This window comes from Paraburkholderia sediminicola (assembly GCF_046026675.1).
Classification (GTDB): domain Bacteria; phylum Pseudomonadota; class Gammaproteobacteria; order Burkholderiales; family Burkholderiaceae; genus Paraburkholderia; species Paraburkholderia sediminicola_F.
Map to the genome: position 1 here is coordinate 94662 of NZ_JAQQEY010000003.1, position 15586 is coordinate 110247.

General features: G+C 60.6%; 12 protein-coding genes and 1 pseudogene. 8 read left to right on the forward strand and 5 right to left on the reverse strand.

Features of this window, described 5'->3' with window-relative positions; genetic code table 11:
- The first annotated feature begins 101 nt into the window (after positions 1–101).
- Positions 102–881, forward strand: coding sequence for an SDR family oxidoreductase (locus tag PQQ86_RS38585; protein WP_408279529.1), 780 nt, complete (start codon positions 102–104; stop codon positions 879–881).
- A gap of 320 nt (positions 882–1201) precedes the next feature.
- Here the strand turns inward: PQQ86_RS38585 and PQQ86_RS38590 are convergent, their stop codons facing one another.
- A complete protein-coding gene (locus PQQ86_RS38590; protein ID WP_408279530.1) occupies positions 1202–1954 on the reverse strand; it encodes a Crp/Fnr family transcriptional regulator in 753 nt (250 codons plus the stop codon).
- Between the two features lie 594 nt (positions 1955–2548).
- Here PQQ86_RS38590 and PQQ86_RS38595 point away from each other — a divergent pair.
- From PQQ86_RS38595 to PQQ86_RS38610, 4 genes and pseudogenes are all read left to right on the forward strand, one after another.
- Positions 2549–3895: an MFS transporter gene (locus PQQ86_RS38595; protein ID WP_408279531.1), complete on the forward strand. Its 1347-nt coding sequence runs from the start codon at positions 2549–2551 to the stop codon at positions 3893–3895.
- Positions 3896–4311: 416 nt separating this feature from the next.
- On the forward strand, positions 4312–5310 hold the full coding sequence (locus PQQ86_RS38600; RefSeq protein WP_408250381.1) for a D-2-hydroxyacid dehydrogenase family protein: 999 nt from the start codon (positions 4312–4314) through the stop codon (positions 5308–5310).
- A 116-nt stretch (positions 5311–5426) separates the two neighbouring features.
- Positions 5427–5525, forward strand: a pseudogene (locus PQQ86_RS38605) (IS5/IS1182 family transposase); the annotation flags it as partial.
- The gene (locus PQQ86_RS38610) at positions 5522–5854 is read left to right on the forward strand and encodes a hypothetical protein (protein ID WP_408279744.1); all 333 of its coding nucleotides are present in this window, start codon (positions 5522–5524) and stop codon (positions 5852–5854) included. The pseudogene PQQ86_RS38605 and the gene PQQ86_RS38610, both read left to right, overlap by 4 nt.
- Positions 5855–5964: 110 nt before the next feature.
- On the opposite strand, the gene PQQ86_RS38615 is transcribed toward PQQ86_RS38610, so the two are convergent.
- The 3 genes from PQQ86_RS38615 to PQQ86_RS38625 all read right to left on the reverse strand — a co-directional run bounded on the left by PQQ86_RS38615 (position 5965) and on the right by PQQ86_RS38625 (position 8832).
- Positions 5965–6945, reverse strand: a complete 981-nt coding sequence (locus tag PQQ86_RS38615; RefSeq protein WP_408279532.1) for an NAD(P)H-quinone oxidoreductase — start codon at positions 6943–6945, stop codon at positions 5965–5967.
- Positions 6946–6974: 29 nt separating this feature from the next.
- Positions 6975–8042, reverse strand: coding sequence for an amidohydrolase family protein (locus PQQ86_RS38620; protein ID WP_408279533.1), 1068 nt, complete (start codon positions 8040–8042; stop codon positions 6975–6977).
- A gap of 541 nt (positions 8043–8583) precedes the next feature.
- Positions 8584–8832 (reverse strand): hypothetical protein, encoded by a 249-nt coding sequence (locus PQQ86_RS38625; RefSeq protein WP_408279534.1) that lies wholly within the window; start codon positions 8830–8832, stop codon positions 8584–8586.
- A 681-nt stretch (positions 8833–9513) separates the two neighbouring features.
- On the opposite strand from PQQ86_RS38625, the gene PQQ86_RS38630 reads away from it, so the two are divergent.
- On the forward strand, positions 9514–10089 hold the full coding sequence (locus PQQ86_RS38630; RefSeq protein WP_408279535.1) for a DUF2889 domain-containing protein: 576 nt from the start codon (positions 9514–9516) through the stop codon (positions 10087–10089).
- Positions 10090–10656: 567 nt separating this feature from the next.
- On the opposite strand, the gene PQQ86_RS38635 is transcribed toward PQQ86_RS38630, so the two are convergent.
- A complete protein-coding gene (locus tag PQQ86_RS38635) occupies positions 10657–11739 on the reverse strand; it encodes a Gfo/Idh/MocA family protein (protein WP_408279536.1) in 1083 nt (360 codons plus the stop codon).
- A gap of 212 nt (positions 11740–11951) precedes the next feature.
- On the opposite strand from PQQ86_RS38635, the gene PQQ86_RS38640 reads away from it, so the two are divergent.
- On the forward strand, positions 11952–12875 hold the full coding sequence (locus tag PQQ86_RS38640) for a LysR family transcriptional regulator (protein ID WP_408279537.1): 924 nt from the start codon (positions 11952–11954) through the stop codon (positions 12873–12875).
- Between the two features lie 994 nt (positions 12876–13869).
- The gene (locus PQQ86_RS38645) at positions 13870–15255 is read left to right on the forward strand and encodes an MmgE/PrpD family protein (RefSeq protein WP_408279538.1); all 1386 of its coding nucleotides are present in this window, start codon (positions 13870–13872) and stop codon (positions 15253–15255) included.
- Positions 15256–15586 lie beyond the last annotated feature (331 nt).

Consider the following 15586-nt stretch of genomic DNA (forward strand, 5'->3'; position numbering starts at 1 on the left):
TGTCTGCCCCTCGGCAGACTCCGCTTGGCTTAAGCATCGACACCGCTGCGTTCGGTCTGGCAGGACAACTTTGACGGACAATTGCATCAGGAGGAGGCTGAATGGAACTTGGTCTGAGGGGGCGCCGGGCGCTAGTTTGCGGCGCCAGCAAAGGTCTGGGCCGTGCCTGTGCGTTGGCACTGGCGGAGGCGGGCGTGGAGGTAACGATGGTCGCCCGCGGCGAGGCCGCCCTGCGCGCGACGGCCGAGGATATTGCCGAGTGCACCGGCGCGAAGGTGCAGGCGGTGGCATGCGACATCACCACGGCCGCAGGGCGCGAGCGGGCGCTGACGGCGCTGTCCGCGCCGGACATCGTGATCACCAATGCAGGCGGTCCGGCCCCGGGTGACTTCCGGCAGTGGACGCGCGAAGACTGGATCGCGGCGCTTGAGGCCAACATGCTATCGCCCATTGAGCTGATGCGCGCGACGGTGGACGGGATGATCGAGCGGCGCTTCGGGCGGATCGTAAACATCACCTCGGCGGCGGTGAAGGCTCCCATCGACGTGCTTGGACTATCCAACGGGGCGCGCATGGGTCTGACGGGATTCGTCGCCGGCCTGGCGCGCAAAACCGTGCGGCACAACGTGACCATCAACAACCTGTTGCCCGGCTACTTCGATACCGACCGTTTCTCCGCGTTCATCGAGGCGCGCGCTCGGGCGCGCCATGCGTCGCCCGCGGAGACGCGGCAGGCGGAAATGGAGGCGACGCCGGCCGGGCGCTTTGGCGACCCCGCGGAATTCGGCGCTGCCTGCGCATTTCTGGTCAGCGCCCACGCCGGCTACATCACCGGTCAGAATTTGTTGATCGACGGCGGGGCCTACCCCGGAACATTCTGAGAGCACACGATCCCATGGGCTTCTTGGCACCGGCGACGGACGGCATGTCGATTTCGCACAATATGTTCTGGAAGGCCTGTGGGTGTCGCTCAACGCGTGTTCGACTGCCGCATTTGATGAGGCCTGAGTCCGTCAAACGGGGTTCGTTCACACGCCGCGCGGAAGAACAAGCAGAGCGTAATCACTATACATTTGAAGCGACTTTTGCGTTCGAGCACGTTCGCAACGAGAGCGAGATGAATTGGTTCGAAGGGGCCAACTGTAGCGCATTTTGGCCATCGCTAATCCCGTAACCTTGCCGATCTACCGACCTACGTCACTTAGGAGTCTGATGTATTTACAGACCGGAGTGACCGTGGACCCGGGCACGTGCGTTCAAAACGGGCCAGCGCATTTACGTCTAACACTTTAAGACCCCCATATTCGATCGAGATCAATTTTTCCTGTTCGAGCAAAATGAGCGCCTGATTCACACGCTGCCTGGATAGACCAACTATATAAGCGAGCTCCTGCTGCGTAATGCGCAGTCCGTCACCGCTGCCGGGAAACAGCCTCGGATTGAAAAGCTGTGACAGACATCGCGCGACGTTCTCATCAGGACCGTTCAGGCGATCACTTTCATGCGAGCCCATAAATTGCGAGAGCCTTTCGTTCAACTGGTCCATCACGAAACGGTTGAATCCAATTGAGTTGTTTAGGAGATCGAAAAATATTTCGATGGGCAACGCTGCGACAACGCTTTGACGCAGTGCTCGCACGCTGTATCGATAGGTTTCGCGTTTCAGTACGGTTCCTTCGCCGAACCACCCTCCCGGCGGCAAGCCGGCAAACGTCACGGTGTGTCCGTTGCGATCTGTATTGGACATCTTAACCAATCCGTTGATCACGCCGATCCAGTGCCTTACTGGCTCGCCCAATTCGCAAATCAGGCCACTGGGCCCGATATCGAAAGACTGAAGCGCGCTCGTCGCTTTGTCGAGGAGATGGGGTTCCACTGCCCGCAGCCACGCAATGCGGCCGATCTCGTCGACGGTTGGCTTTCTATGCACGCCCAGGGCGTGTCGCCGATTCATCTGCTTGTCTCCCCAATTTGCTTGGAAGGCCTGAAGCCGTGCCTGCACCTAATTGTCATCGAAACGCGAGGCGGATGTCAAAGATGTAGCCGGGGTAAGGGACATTTTTCGTAGTGAACGCCACCCTCCCGTCCATGTAACCAGGGCCGTCGACGTGCGTCGCCATATCTTCCATCCCGGACTATCGCTCACGCTGGTCGGTTGGAAGCAAACCGCACCTGCCAACAATGTGGCAACTGTATGAGCAAGCGGGATACAGGGTTTGTCCCATAGCATGTGTCATTGTCGCCACAGCAAATATAAATTATATTTTGACTGCGGACCGCCCATGAGGCGCATATGACCGGACACGGCTTTTGCCGCAGAGCACGAAGCTGCGCAGTAGTCCCAACGAGGGCGATCTCAAGGATTTCCGATATGCAACGATCACGACAGATTTCCGGTAGGGCCGACCATGGCGGAGCGGCTGCGTCGATTCGCTTTGGGCGACATATCTGGCGAAGATAAGCGCGGTCACCCGACACTAGGGGGCAACACCGCATTGCCCGCTGGAGCCATTCGGCATCGACAGACAACAATTATTGGAGACATACCGTGACTAACCCAGCGCTGTCGCGCGCGACTGCCAAGGTCGAACGCCGGCTCATACCGTTCCTCATGCTCATTTACCTCGTGGCCTTTCTGGACAGGGCGAATGTCGCATTTGTAAAGGTGGATCTGCAAACCTACGCAGGAATATCCGAGAGCGCGTTTGCTCTCGGCGCGGGCCTCTTTTTTATTACCTACGCGCTGCTCGAAGTGCCGAGCACGATGATGATGCACAAGATGGGAGCACGATTCTGGATTTCGCGGATCATGGTGACCTGGGGACTGGCAAGCGCCGCGCTGATGTTCACCAAAGGCCCGCTGTCTTTCTACGGTTTCCGGCTTTTGCTGGGAGCGGCCGAAGCCGGACTGTTCCCTGCAGCGATCTATTACATGGGCCGCTGGTTTCCGGATGAGTCCCGCGGAAAGGCGCTGGGCTATTTTCTGGGAATTGCCGGGCCTCTGGGCCTCGTCGTCGGGGGACCACTATCAGGGCTATTGCTAGGTCTGGACGGGTTTCTTTCGCTCGCAGGCTGGCAATGGATGTTCTTGATCGAAGGTCTGGCAGCCTGTGTGGTTGGGGTCTGGGCATATTGGTATATGGATGACACTCCGGCCGAGGCGCGCTGGCTGTCCGAGGAAGAGCGCTCCGCGCTAGTCAATCATCTCGCGTTTGAGGCATCCTCAAAGAAAGGGGAGAGTACGGCAGGAAACTGGACGGAGATCCTTGGCGACTCGAAGGTGTGGCGGGCAACGGCCATCCAATTTTTTGCGGTAATCGCCATCTTCGGCACCTTGTTCTATCTGCCGTCCCAGGTCTCTGCATTGCTTGGCAAAAAGATGGGGCTGGAGGTCGGCCTGGTTTCTGCTATTCCCTGGGCCCTCGGATGCGCCGCGTGCATCTGGTTGCCGGCCCTTGCGGACAGGATCAACCGCCATCGTGTCATGTCAGTGACCCTGCTTTCAATGGCCGGCCTGTCGCTTGCTCTCTCAGCGTATGGCAGTCCATTGATGCGCATGATCTTGCTTTGTATCGCGGTCGCTTCGCTCGTGACTGTGGGTCCGATCTACTGGAGCTTCCTCCCCAGGTATCTGACGGGAGCAGCGGCTGCGCGCGGCCTGGGGTTTGCAAGCTCTCTCGGGATTGTTGGTGCGTTCATCGCACCGAACCTGCGCGCTCAAGTATCCCAGGCGATGGGCGACCCGATATACGGTTTGTTTGCGATTGCCTTTGCTGCTCTGGTCGCTGCCATTTGCGTCTCGACCTTGCCGTGGCCCGTTAATAGGACGCGGTCGAGAGTTCAGGTGAGAGGCGTCGCCTCGACGCAGCCCGCCGTTGAGAAACCGGGGGGTTGATAACAGGCAGGGACGTCAATTGCCGATGCCCAGTGAGACAAAGGATCATCGAATGGACGAGCAAATCTCAAAGTGTTTTGAGGCGTTTAACTACGCACGCTTCCGCGCTCAGCCGCCGTTGGGCGAGAGGGCAGCACGCGGGTACCGGCGATCTCCGAAGAATCGCCGGAAAGGTCCCCCGGAACGACGTTCGTCACGCCCGAATCGTCAGCGGGCAGCGGGGCAAGAAGCTCCTGCTTGCGAAGGTACATTTCGAGTTCGAACGTCGTCGGCGATCTACGCAATAGACTATCTCGACGTTCGTGTTCCCGACAGACAGCACGCGCGCGTTGCGCATGCTCGCCTCCCGGCCGTCAGAATATAGCGGCCGTCTCTACCTTTTTTCGATCCAATCTATGACTGCCTTGGACACCACCATGAAAATAGTTGTACTAGATGACTTTCAGGACGCGGTGCGTCATCTCGATGCGTTCGCCAGGCTGCAGGAGAGTTTGCCAGACGCCGACATTGTCATATACCGCGATTCGGCCCAATCCGTGGACGCGCTGGTTGCGCGTCTAGCGGATGCCGACGTCGTCGTGTTGATCCGCGAGCGCTCGCGGATCGAGCGCGAAGTGATCGAGCGCCTGCCGCGATTGCGCGTGATCGTGCAAACGGGGTTCGTTGCCCGCGATTCCACCGCGCATGTTGACGTCGGGGCGTGTGAGGCGCGCGGCATCGCGATCCTCGAAGGCGAGGGCGAGTCCATTTCAGCCGCCGAACTGACATGGGCGCTCGTCCTCGCGGCGCGTCGGCGGCTGCCTCAGTACGTTCGACATCTGCAACACGGCCGCTGGCAATGCACCGGCCTTGAGGGTGGCTCTTTCCCTGCGAACTTCGGCATTGGCGTTTCGCTGCACGGCGACACGCTGGGCATCTGGGGATACGGGCGTATTGGCACGATACTCGCACGCTATGGTACCGCTTTTGGCATGAAAGTTCTGGTGTGGGGCAGCGAGCGCTCGCGTGCGGCAGCCCTCGCCGACCGGTATGAAGCGGCGGACTCGCGTGAGGCATTTTTCGAGCGGTCGGATGTATTGTCCGTGAACCTGCGACAACGCGATTCGACGCTCGCCATCGTGACCTTCGAGGACCTCTCCCGCATGAAGCCCACGAGTCTTTTTGTGAACACCAGTCGTGCGGGTTTGGTCGCGCCCGGCGCGCTCGCTCGTGCCCTGGAGCGGGGTCGTCCCGGGATGGCGGCGCTCGACGTCTACGACACGGAGCCGCTGCCGCAAGATGATCCGCTGCTGAGCTCGGAGCGGTGCGTGTGTTCACCGCATATCGGATATGTCGAGAAGAAAGGCTACGAGCTGCTGTTCGGCTCTGTCTTCGCCAAGCTGATCGACTATCTGCGCGAGAAGAATAGCGACTAGCCGCGGACCCGTAGCGGAATCCGCAACGGAGGCCCCTCGTACCGCCCTTACCCTGGTTACCGCAAACGGCCTGCTGTCCCTGCGACGTTCGACGGCTGATGAGATAGCCGGTGCGCGAGTCGGATATCTCGCAGACGCATGCGCTGTTGCACGGTGATGAAGAAGCGGCCGTCGGCGATGCGGGCAACAGTGGGCTCAAAAGCGCGAGGAGATGACGCACCCGGCAAAATCGCATGCGGCGATGTGGCGCCGCCAACTCAGGAGGATGGCTGCTGGTACGCCTCGCAAACGGATGCTCGACGCGCTCCCGGATCGCTTCGGCGCGCCAACCCAGTGCGGAGCCGACCCCGAGATCGTCGCCCTGGTATGGATCGTCTGTTCGTTTCACAAGCCCCTGTTGCTGGATAACACCCTTTCTCAAATCGTCGCCGTTCGCGGAGTGTACGCACGCATCAGCGAGTCGATTCGCCACTTGCAGCAACGCCGCACGACAGTACCGATGAAAAAGCAGATGACACGGTCGGCGTCCAAGGTGGTGAACTGAGTCTAAGTGAAGCGCAGCGACAGTGTCGCTGAAATGCGCGAAACCGCACGGCGAAGGCGTCAATATGGCGACGAACGACGAGGCACGAGCCTGCCGTCCGCGCGCTGTCCTCAAGGTATCAGCAGGATCTTTCCGATGTGCGCGCTGCTTTCTAGAAGCGCGTGGGCTTGCGGCGCCTGTGCAAACGTGAAGGTAGTGTGGGTCACGGCGCGAAGCTGGCCGGTTCCGAACAGTGGCCACACCTTGGTCTCGAGTGCCCGGCACAGCCCCCCCTTCTCCTCGATGGAGGACGAGCGCAGGCTGGAACCGGTGACGGTGAGGCGCTTAAGCAAAACCTGCGTAAGGTCGACCTCTGCATTGCTGCCGCCAACCAGCCCGACGAACACCAAACGTCCCGACCGTTTGAGCAGCTTGAGCTCGCGCTCGACGTACGGCCGGCCGACGAGATCGAGAATGACGTCGACGCCCTGGCCACCGGTGAATGCAAGCGCGGCGTCATGGAAGTCCTCGGTGCGGTAGTTGATCGCGCGGTCCGCACCCAGCGACAGGCACGCGGCGCACTTGGCGTCGCTGCCGGCCGTCGCCAGCACGGTGGCGCCAAAGGCCTTGGCCAACATGATCGTCGTGACGCCGATGCCGCTGGAGCCACCTTGCACAAGTAGCACTTCCCCCGCCTCCAGATGCGCCCGTTCAATGACGTTCGTCCACACTGTGCAGAACGTCTCGGGCAGGCCTGCTGCGTCGATCAGCGATACGCTGGGCGGTAGGGCCATGCACTGCGCTTCCGGAGCGACAGCATACTCCGCATAGCCCGCGCCGATTAGTAGTGCACAGACAAAATCGCCGGACTTCCAGCGTTGAACCCCTTCGCCCACGGCGACGACGGTGCCCGATACTTCCAGGCCTGGTACCTCGGCGGGCGCACCTGGTGGCATCGGATACGTGCCTTGACGCTGCATCACATCGGCGCGATTGACTCCGGCGGCACTGACCTTGATAAGAACTTCACCGACCTGCGGGATCGGTATCGGTCGGCGCCCGGGCACCAGCACGTCAGCATTGCCGGGCTCACGAATCTCGACGACTGCCATAGAGTCGCCGCGGGGGAGGAAATGCTTCATCAGTCCCGCCCTAGCCGATAGACGCGCCGAGCCGTTCCGCTGTAGAGGGCCGCCTTCTCGCCGGCGCTGGCGCTTGCGGTGATACGCTTGAAGGCATTCCATAGGGTGGTGTAGCCGGTCCCCAGCTTGTCGACCGGAAAGTTGCTCTCGAACATGCAGCGCTCCACGCCAAAGAGCTCAATGCAGGTTTCAATATACGGCCGCCAGTAAGTAGCCAGTGCGTCCGAGTCGGGGGGTGCCTCGAGCGCAAGATAGTCGAAGGCAGCGAGCCGCTTGACTAGGCCACCGAGTTTGACCGATACATTGGCATGCATCGCGATGTCCGCCATCGAAGCCCTCCATGCCGAGAAGACTTCATCGCGCTTGCCTGTGTAGGGGCCATACCCCAGGACGCCGCCCGCATGTCCGAGCGTGATGCTGAGCTCGGGAAAGGCCTGTGCGAGGTCGGCTACGTCCGCCAGTTGCGGATGGAACACCCACGCGTCGAACGAGAGGCCGAGGGCCTGCAGGCGGGAGATGCCGGCGCGGAAGGTGGGCTCGCGAAACAGTCCGGGCCCCTGGACCGTGGCGCTGTTGCCGATGATGGGGTTGGCGTCCCATGCCGCGCTATGCCGAATCCCGCGGAAGCGGCCGCCGCCGGCGGCAATGTGGGCCTGGAGGACCGGCTCGACGCCGGCGCCCAGCGTGAGATCGGCAAACCCGACAATCCCGGCAGCGATCCGCGTCGGTCCATAAAGGCCGCTCGCGCTCATCGCAGCAATACCGCTGACAAACTCGGTTTCCCCCACGGGCCGCATCTCCGTCGGGCCCGACGCGCGGTACATCGCAAGACATTCGAGGAAGACCGTCGCCACGACGTTGTGGCCGCCGCTTAGATCGGCAACGAGGTCGTCAATCAGGTAGCGGTTGTTGGGGACGTCCCAAAGATGGTGGTGCGTATCCACGATCGGCAACTCCGGTTCTAGCACCGGCTCGACGGGCTGCTTGCCCAGCCACTCGGGGCTGGGGGGGAAGATGCGACCGAATTGCGCACGTCCCTCCGGACGCTGGCTTGCGAAAACACCCATAAAATTGTCTCCCTGATTTGGCGATCAGCCGACAGGCCGAGAGGCTGGTCGATGCTGGACCGCAACTATTCCCGTTCTGCCGGACATTGAGACCGGACTCAATGCTTTCGGAACCGATGAAAAAATATAATTTATATATATAGGGCAGCTATCCGGGTTTGCCCTCATCTCCTGCCCGGACGGGCGGTCCCGAATCGTCTTGCCGTATCGGAGTCGGTCTTTCAGACCATGAAACAAGCTCTCCACGTACCGATGTACCGCGTCTTTCCAGGCCTTGACGGTGGCGTCACAGGTTTGCGACCTAAAGCAAGCACGATCCTCGCTTTCGTCGGCAGGGATCGCTGTGCAGATGCTCGCGACGGTAACGTCGGAGAGCGCTAGGACGCCAGTCACCATCGATGATGCCAACATGCGTGGGTCGAGGCCGCCTCGAGGTGCGGCGCTTTACACCGGTGCGAAGCGCACGCGCGATATAACGGCCGTTACACCCTCGAAGACGGCGCGCATCCGCATGCCCATGCGCACGCCATCGGTAGCCACATCAAGCCGCCCGCCCGTAAGCGCGCATCGCCAAGCGCTCGGTCTCAGGTGGGAATACGCACCACCTACCGTTATCGTGACGGAAGAAAAAAAGTCCAACCGGACCGGCAGCTCGCAGCACCTCGACAAATACATAGCGTCCCTGATTCGAACGCGTGCGACTGAATTGAGTCACGCGAACCGGCGTCGAAAGGGTCGGCGCAAGCCATTTATCGACCAGCAGAGGTAACGAACTTTCCGCGATATTCATCGTCGCCTCCATCAAGGCCGTTGCCGTTTAGTCGATCCTCGCGCTGCACTCGACACTTGCAGCTTCGCAACGAGCGAGCGGTCTCGGCCGACTCAACACCTCGTTGTATTCGAACCGCAAGAACTTCGAAGGGGAAAAGGGCTATCACGCGGGCGCGCGCCTCTCGCTGTCCGGCCAATGTGCTTGTGCTCCACGATCTGGTTGATGTAAAATATAATTTATATTGTTGAGGGTTGCAAGCGGGTGATTTCCCCGATGTCGGACGCTTCCGGTCCCAAGCCCGCAAGCGCGGCGACCTCGCGGGACCATGTGTGCTCGCAGGTACTGTTGCTAGAGCCCGGCGGGCGGCTCTTTGCGAGAGTGGTTAAGCTCAAGTCGATTGCATCCGCCGTGCGATAACGTCAAGCTCGCTTTTCGGGCGCTTGGAGTATGGACAATGCGCGTTGATCCGATCTCATCCTGCAGGCGGCGGTCTGCGCAGCTTGGCCGTCGCCGTGGCTCGAAGGTCCGCCGCAACGCCCGCCCGGCTCGCATGCCGATGACCACTTGCGCTCGCTCTCACGCCCGAGGCGGTACGTGCTTATACTAAATTGAATTTTCGGACCCTTTTGTGCGCGATCGTGCACGGTGTATTGCACCCGCCGCGAGCGCTTCTAAATTGCAAAACCCTGCCGACCAACCATGCCGCTGACACCTGTACCCAACCGCACGCTGCTTCACACGCGGACCATCGAAGCGAAGGGCTATGCGAGAGATGACGGTCTCTACGACCTGGAAGCTCAATTAGTTGACGTGAAGACGCACGATAAAGTCGGTCCCGCGGGCACGAGACGCGCGGGCGATCCGATCCACGGGATGTGGCTGCGCATCACGGTCGACGTGAGCCTGACCATCATGGGCGCCGAAGCATCGTTTGACGCTGTGCCCTACGAGGGACACTGCGAGCGTATCGCGCCGGACTATGGGCGTCTGGTCGGGCTAATGATCGCGCCTGGGTTCACGTCGAAGGCGAGAGAACTGCTCGGTGGTACACGCGGTTGCACGCACGTGACGGACCTCGTAGGGATTCTCGGGACGCTCGCGTTCCAGACCATCGCGAATCGCCGCGCGCGCGAAATGCAAGCGACCGTTCGCCCGTTCCAGTTAAACCGCTGCCACGCCCTTGCTGCGACCGGCGACGTCGTGCGCAACTACTACCCGAGATGGTTCGAGCCGGGCGGACCGGCGCAGAGCGAACCAACGCCAGGACGGGATTAGCTGTCGCCTACACGCCCCGGATGTTGCCGGCCAAAGTGTCAACGCGATGCTGTGGTCAAATCGATTGCGGCATTGCACGACCGACGTCACGATGACTTTCTTTTGCCGTCCTCGCGCCACGCTGCGCAGTCCCGGAATCCTGAAGTCGAGATAGCCGTCATCGTCCCCCATCACCAGTGCGGCGGCGTCGAGAGAAAATACAGCGAAAAATCGACATGCGCTGCGGACTTCCCACGTACTCTTCGCGTAATCAGGTCGACCACTTGGCGCCGAATGGTGCCACCAACGCATCGCGGCATGCCAGCAACATGCGAAACCACGGCGAAGGGGCACCGAGCGCGGCGCGCGCCAGCCATTCAATGTCGAACGATGCGCGCGTCGGAAGCGTGATCGAAAACGTCCGCGAGATGCGCCATGTCAACAGTGCCCGGCGATTCTGCTTTCCTGCAGCAGCGGGACGGTGCGGACGGCGTACCTTGTCATGCCTCATTGATCCAGTTGCGTTGACGGATGCCCCTGTCAGGCGGTTCCACGAGCGACTCATCGATGCCGCGGCGGGAGATCTTTTTACTTGAAGAAACTCTCGGAGGTTTGAGCGATCTGGTCGATCAGCCGATGCTGCCGAAGAGCGTCCTCAAAGCTGGTGGCGTCGGCCGAGCCGGTTTCCTTGTCGCGGGCGTACGCGGCATAGAGGTAGGCTACGTCCTGGGCGCTCGCATCGAGGTGCGAAACCGGCAGCGACGCGTATCTGGCAGGGATAGGCAAAGCCACGAAGGTGTCACCGTCCTTATTCATGCCCGCAATCTCGTTGTCCTCTGTGTTCTGGAAGCCGCGCGCGTTGGTAATCCGCAAAGCGCCCTCAGTACCGGTAATGTCAATCTGGAGGCCCGTACGGTGCACTTGCCCGCCTTCAAGTTGAACGGAAAAAAGTCCCCCGCCTGGCAACGTCCCAATCACCATGACCTCATTCGGACTGGTATAGCCGATCTTTTCGCCGGTCTCTGCGATGGTGGTCAGCGGGAATTGATTTTCCATGGCGGCGGTGAGCTTTGCGGGAAAGCCGACGCCGTGGAAAAGCATGTCCTGAAAATGGCCGCCGTAAATCGAGAGGACGTCGGTGAAGTTGGCAGCATCGAGAGCCCACTTTGCGAATTCCGGCATGACTTCACCGAAGGCGTCCACGCCGACCGACATGCGGACGGCCCTGATTTTCCCCACATATCCCTGTTGGACCAGATCATGCCAGTACCTGGAGCTTGGCGAAAACCGGCGCTGAAGTCCGACGACGTGCTTGACGCCCTTCGCCTCGGCCAGGGCCAGAATCTCATCGGATTCTGCCGTGGTGGTGGAGAGTGGCCATTCGGTGTAGACATCCTTGCCGGCGGCGATCGCCACTTTGGTGAGACGACCGTGCTCGGGGGTCGGAGCCAAGACCACAACCAGGTCGATATCCGGGTGAGCCACTAGCTCGTCGGCGTTATCGAAGGCATGTCCGATGTTGAATTCGTCCGCATACTTCTGCACCTTTTCCTTGTTGCGACCTGACAGCGCAACGACCTCAAAACCATCCAATGATTGAAGTGCGGGGATATGGCCGTACCTCGCCCAGCCACCAGAGCCGATGATTCCGACGCGAATTTTGCTACGCATGGTGATTCCTTTTACTGAATTCGTGAATGGATTGGATGCGCCGGCGGCGTCGCGACCGCTCTATGAGCGAGCGTGTGCGGCAGCGATATGGAACTCTCCAGCAAATCGCTGTGTGCGTCCATTCGAAGGATACTAGGCCGATTGACTCATCCGATTAAGATGGGTGATGATCATGGCATCAGCGACAATTTGTCCTGAATAGAGGTGATCGAATGGACAGGTTGAGTGGGCTGGAAGTGTTCGTGCAAACGGCTGAGAGGGAGAGTTTTGTGGCCGCAGGCCGCGCATTAGGGATCTCGGCGTCCGCAGTAAGCAAAAGCATTTCCCGCCTTGAGGATCGTGTGGCCGTACGGCTCTTCCAGCGCAGTACGCGGTCGGTTCGCCTGACTTCGGAGGGCCAGGTCTTTCTGGAGCGGTGCCACCGCATCATGGAAGAAGTCGAGGCGGCCGAGAACGAACTGACGGCGATGAACCAGCGGCCCCGCGGGCGGCTGAAAGTTGGGCTCCCGCTCGCAGCTGGACTTCCGCTGCCCGTGATCTCCAGCTTCATGGAGCGTTATCCGGAAATCGAGCTGGACCTCGACTTCACCGACCGTGTCGCGGACGTCATCCATGAGGGTCTGGATGTTGTCATTCGGGGCGGCGAGTTGAGCGACTCACGCCTGGTGTCGAAACGGCTGGGCTCTTACCGGGTGTGCCTGGTGGCAACGCCGCGCTATCTCAGCACACGGGGAACTCCGGCCAAACCGAGCGATTTGGCGAATCACGCCTGTCTCCACTATCGGTACCCGACATCTGGCAAGCTGGAGGAGTGGCCCATGCGGCAGTCGCGCTCGGGCGGCGCCACTGTGGCGCTACCCATGACGATGGTCGCCAGCAGCCTGATCGCATTGCTTCACCTTGTGCAGGACGGCCGCGGTATCGCTTGCGTGCCTGACTTTGCCGTCAAGGATGCCTTGGCCGAGGGACGCCTTGAATCTGTGCTGGACTCGTACATGACCCGCTCGGTTGTCTTTCACATCCTGTGGCCTAGCAGTAAGCGCATGACCCCGAAGGTGAGAGAGTTCGTGGACTTCGTTGTCGAAAGGTTCGGGATGGACCTCGTGACAAGTGCAACCGGACAGAGGCGGGACTAATCCGTGCGCGTGGCGGCAGTCCTCACCTGGTTGGCGATCTGCTGAAGATCCAACAACGGCCGATTCGTGCCGGTCGGCCAGCGGCTACACTTGGCCAGTGGCCACGCTTCGCGTGTGTCTGGCGCATGCAACTATTGTTGCCAAAAACGACTCCGGTGGCAGTAGACATGCTTAGAGATACTGATCAGCAAATGCTCCGCAAGGGTCGCAAGGCCCGTGCGATTCCAATGCCTGCCTCGGCGTGTCAATCCTGAAGGCGTACCAGCAACTGCGCGGCCTGCCATCGCGAGCTAGTCCCTACGAGCATGCGGCGCTAATTCCCGGCCATAAGGGTGGCTCGCTGCACAGCTCGCGCCTGTATGCCGAAGTGAAGGCGATATTGGTTGTGCTGACCGGTTTGAAAAAACGGTCATCGGATCGATGTCAAAGCCTTGAACAAGGTCGTCGGGTATGGCTGAGGGCCAATGCCCACGCTGGCTTAAACGCAAACCGGTGATGCGCTACACGCGGTGCTGTGTGCTGCCGGCGACAACCTGCGCTCGTTGCTGTGTGCAATCGTCCGTCCGGGCCTGAGGTCCGTTTTCTTTATCCTGACGTTGGTGAATTGACGCGTCAATGTCACGCCGCATCCACTCCTCTCTCATTGCGACGACTTCTGACGGGCTTACTCGCGCTCACCGGCGGACAGCGCCATTGTCTTCGCTAGTCACGCACCTGAATTTTTTGCAGCGCCGACTTCTATTTACAACACCTCAGTCGGTAACCAGTTCGACGCAAACGACAATTTTCATCGCGGACATCGACGTAGGCGCAGGCGAAATTCGACGCTCGCGCTGCCGAAAACCCCACGCTTTTTAACAGTCTCGTCACGAGATCAGGGAAAACCCGGCAAGTTTTCTGAGTCAATATAAATTATATTTTGGCGATCGGCGTTCCGAGGCCAGCGGGCCAGACATATGCCGTATTTAAATTGTTTGCAACTTAGGAGAAAGCGTTGACACTACTTTCTAACGGACCCGCCTCGCCAGTCGCGCTTGATCCCATCGGCGTCACTGCGGCGGTCGTCGACAGAACCCGGCGCCTGGCCGCGAGCGAGCTACCTGACAATGTCCGGACGGTGGGCAGGCAATGCATGCTCGATTGGTTCGCGGTGGCACTTGCAGGATCGCATGAACCGCTGGTCCGCATGCTGATCGGGCAGGCCGAAGAAGAGGGGTGCACCCCGGTGGCTACGGTGCTGGGCAGCAGCGCCAAGTTCAGTGCGCGCCAGGCCGCATTGATCAATGGTGCCATGGGGCACGCGATGGACTACGACGACGTGAACGTGGCCGGGCACGGCCACATGACGGCGGCCGTCCTGCCGGCGGCCATCGCCATGGCCGAGGTGCACGGTAGGAGCGGCGCACAGTTGCTCAGTGCCTTCGTCGCAGGCTACGAAGCGGCCGTGATGGTGGGGCGCTTTGTGGGGCGGGAACACTACGACCACGGATTTCACGCCACTGCGACGATCGGTGTGTACGGGGCAGCGTCAGCCAGTGCCTTGTTAATGGACCTCGATTCCGAAACATGCGCGAGAGCCCTCGGTATTGCAGGGACACAGGCGGCAGGACTCAAAGCGCAATTTGGCACCATGTGCAAGCCGTTGCATGCAGGCAAAGCGAACGAGAACGGACTCTTCGGTGCGCAGTTAGCGCGCCGCGGCTTCACGGGTCGCTTGGACATCCTCGAATGCGTCCAGGGCTTTGGAGCCACGCAGAGCCCCGGGGGCGATGCTGACGCCGCGCTCGTTCCTGCGCGCGCCAGTGCGCACATCGCCGACAACCTGTTCAAGTTCAGCGCCTCATGCTACGGCACGCATGGCGCCATCATCGCGGCTCGCCAGCTTCGCCGCGAACACAAGCTTGTTGCCGAACAGATCCGGCGCATCGAGCTCCGTGTGGAGCCCAGCTCGGATTCAATGTGCAACGTCGCGGCGCCGAGCACGGGACTACAGGCCAAGTTCAGCCTGCGCTTCAACGCCGCGCTGGCGCTGGCTGGTGAGGACACGGCCTTGCCGGCGACCTACACCGATGCCCTGACGCAGCGCAAGGACCTTTGCTCGCTGCGCGACCGGGTCGTCGTGCGTGTGATGCCGAGCGGTTGGCCAGTGACCCTGACTGAAGTCGACATCGAACTGACCGACGGCCGTCTGCTCAAGGCGAGTTACGACACCGGAACGCCCGCAAACGACCTCGCCGAGCAAGGTGACCGGTTGAATCAGAAGTTTGTTGCGCTGGCGGAGCCAGTGCTCGGCCGCTCGCGGGCTACCCAACTCGCTACCGCGATCGCGGAGGTTGAGCGCATCCCAGACATCGGCGAACTACTGGAAATCGTCCGCTAGAAGATTCACACCTTTTGGTCGCACCAGAAAATGGGTTATCCCGTAGGTGGACACCGTCCTGGCGGCATCACCGGCTCAGAGCAAGGACGTCCATGATGGAGCGCTTACCGATGGACTGCAGCGTTCGGCGGTCGCCTGGAACAGGATGTCGTAGGCGAGCCGCTTGTTCTGGAAGGCGATCGCCGCAATTTGCTCGGGCACGGTGAAGACGACTGAAAGTACGGTGCCGGGAGCCGGTCGAGTATTATCGAGTGGTGCACGCTACCATTCGTCCCCTTAGTTTCGGTGTTATTTGCGACGGTAGGGTGGTTCAGGCCTCACGAGGACTTGC

Coding starts and splice junctions, on each gene's coding strand:
- PQQ86_RS38625 (WP_408279534.1), bottom strand. CDS start 8,832: ATGAATATCGCGGAAAGTTCGTTACCTCTGCTGGTCGATAAATGGCTT.
- PQQ86_RS38590 (WP_408279530.1), bottom strand. CDS start 1,954: ATGAATCGGCGACACGCCCTGGGCGTGCATAGAAAGCCAACCGTCGAC.
- PQQ86_RS38615 (WP_408279532.1), bottom strand. CDS start 6,945: ATGGCAGTCGTCGAGATTCGTGAGCCCGGCAATGCTGACGTGCTGGTG.
- PQQ86_RS38620 (WP_408279533.1), bottom strand. CDS start 8,042: ATGGGTGTTTTCGCAAGCCAGCGTCCGGAGGGACGTGCGCAATTCGGT.
- PQQ86_RS38600 (WP_408250381.1), top strand. CDS start 4,312: ATGAAAATAGTTGTACTAGATGACTTTCAGGACGCGGTGCGTCATCTC.
- PQQ86_RS38610 (WP_408279744.1), top strand. CDS start 5,522: ATGACGCACCCGGCAAAATCGCATGCGGCGATGTGGCGCCGCCAACTC.
- PQQ86_RS38585 (WP_408279529.1), top strand. CDS start 102: ATGGAACTTGGTCTGAGGGGGCGCCGGGCGCTAGTTTGCGGCGCCAGC.
- PQQ86_RS38635 (WP_408279536.1), bottom strand. CDS start 11,739: ATGCGTAGCAAAATTCGCGTCGGAATCATCGGCTCTGGTGGCTGGGCG.
- PQQ86_RS38640 (WP_408279537.1), top strand. CDS start 11,952: ATGGACAGGTTGAGTGGGCTGGAAGTGTTCGTGCAAACGGCTGAGAGG.
- PQQ86_RS38630 (WP_408279535.1), top strand. CDS start 9,514: ATGCCGCTGACACCTGTACCCAACCGCACGCTGCTTCACACGCGGACC.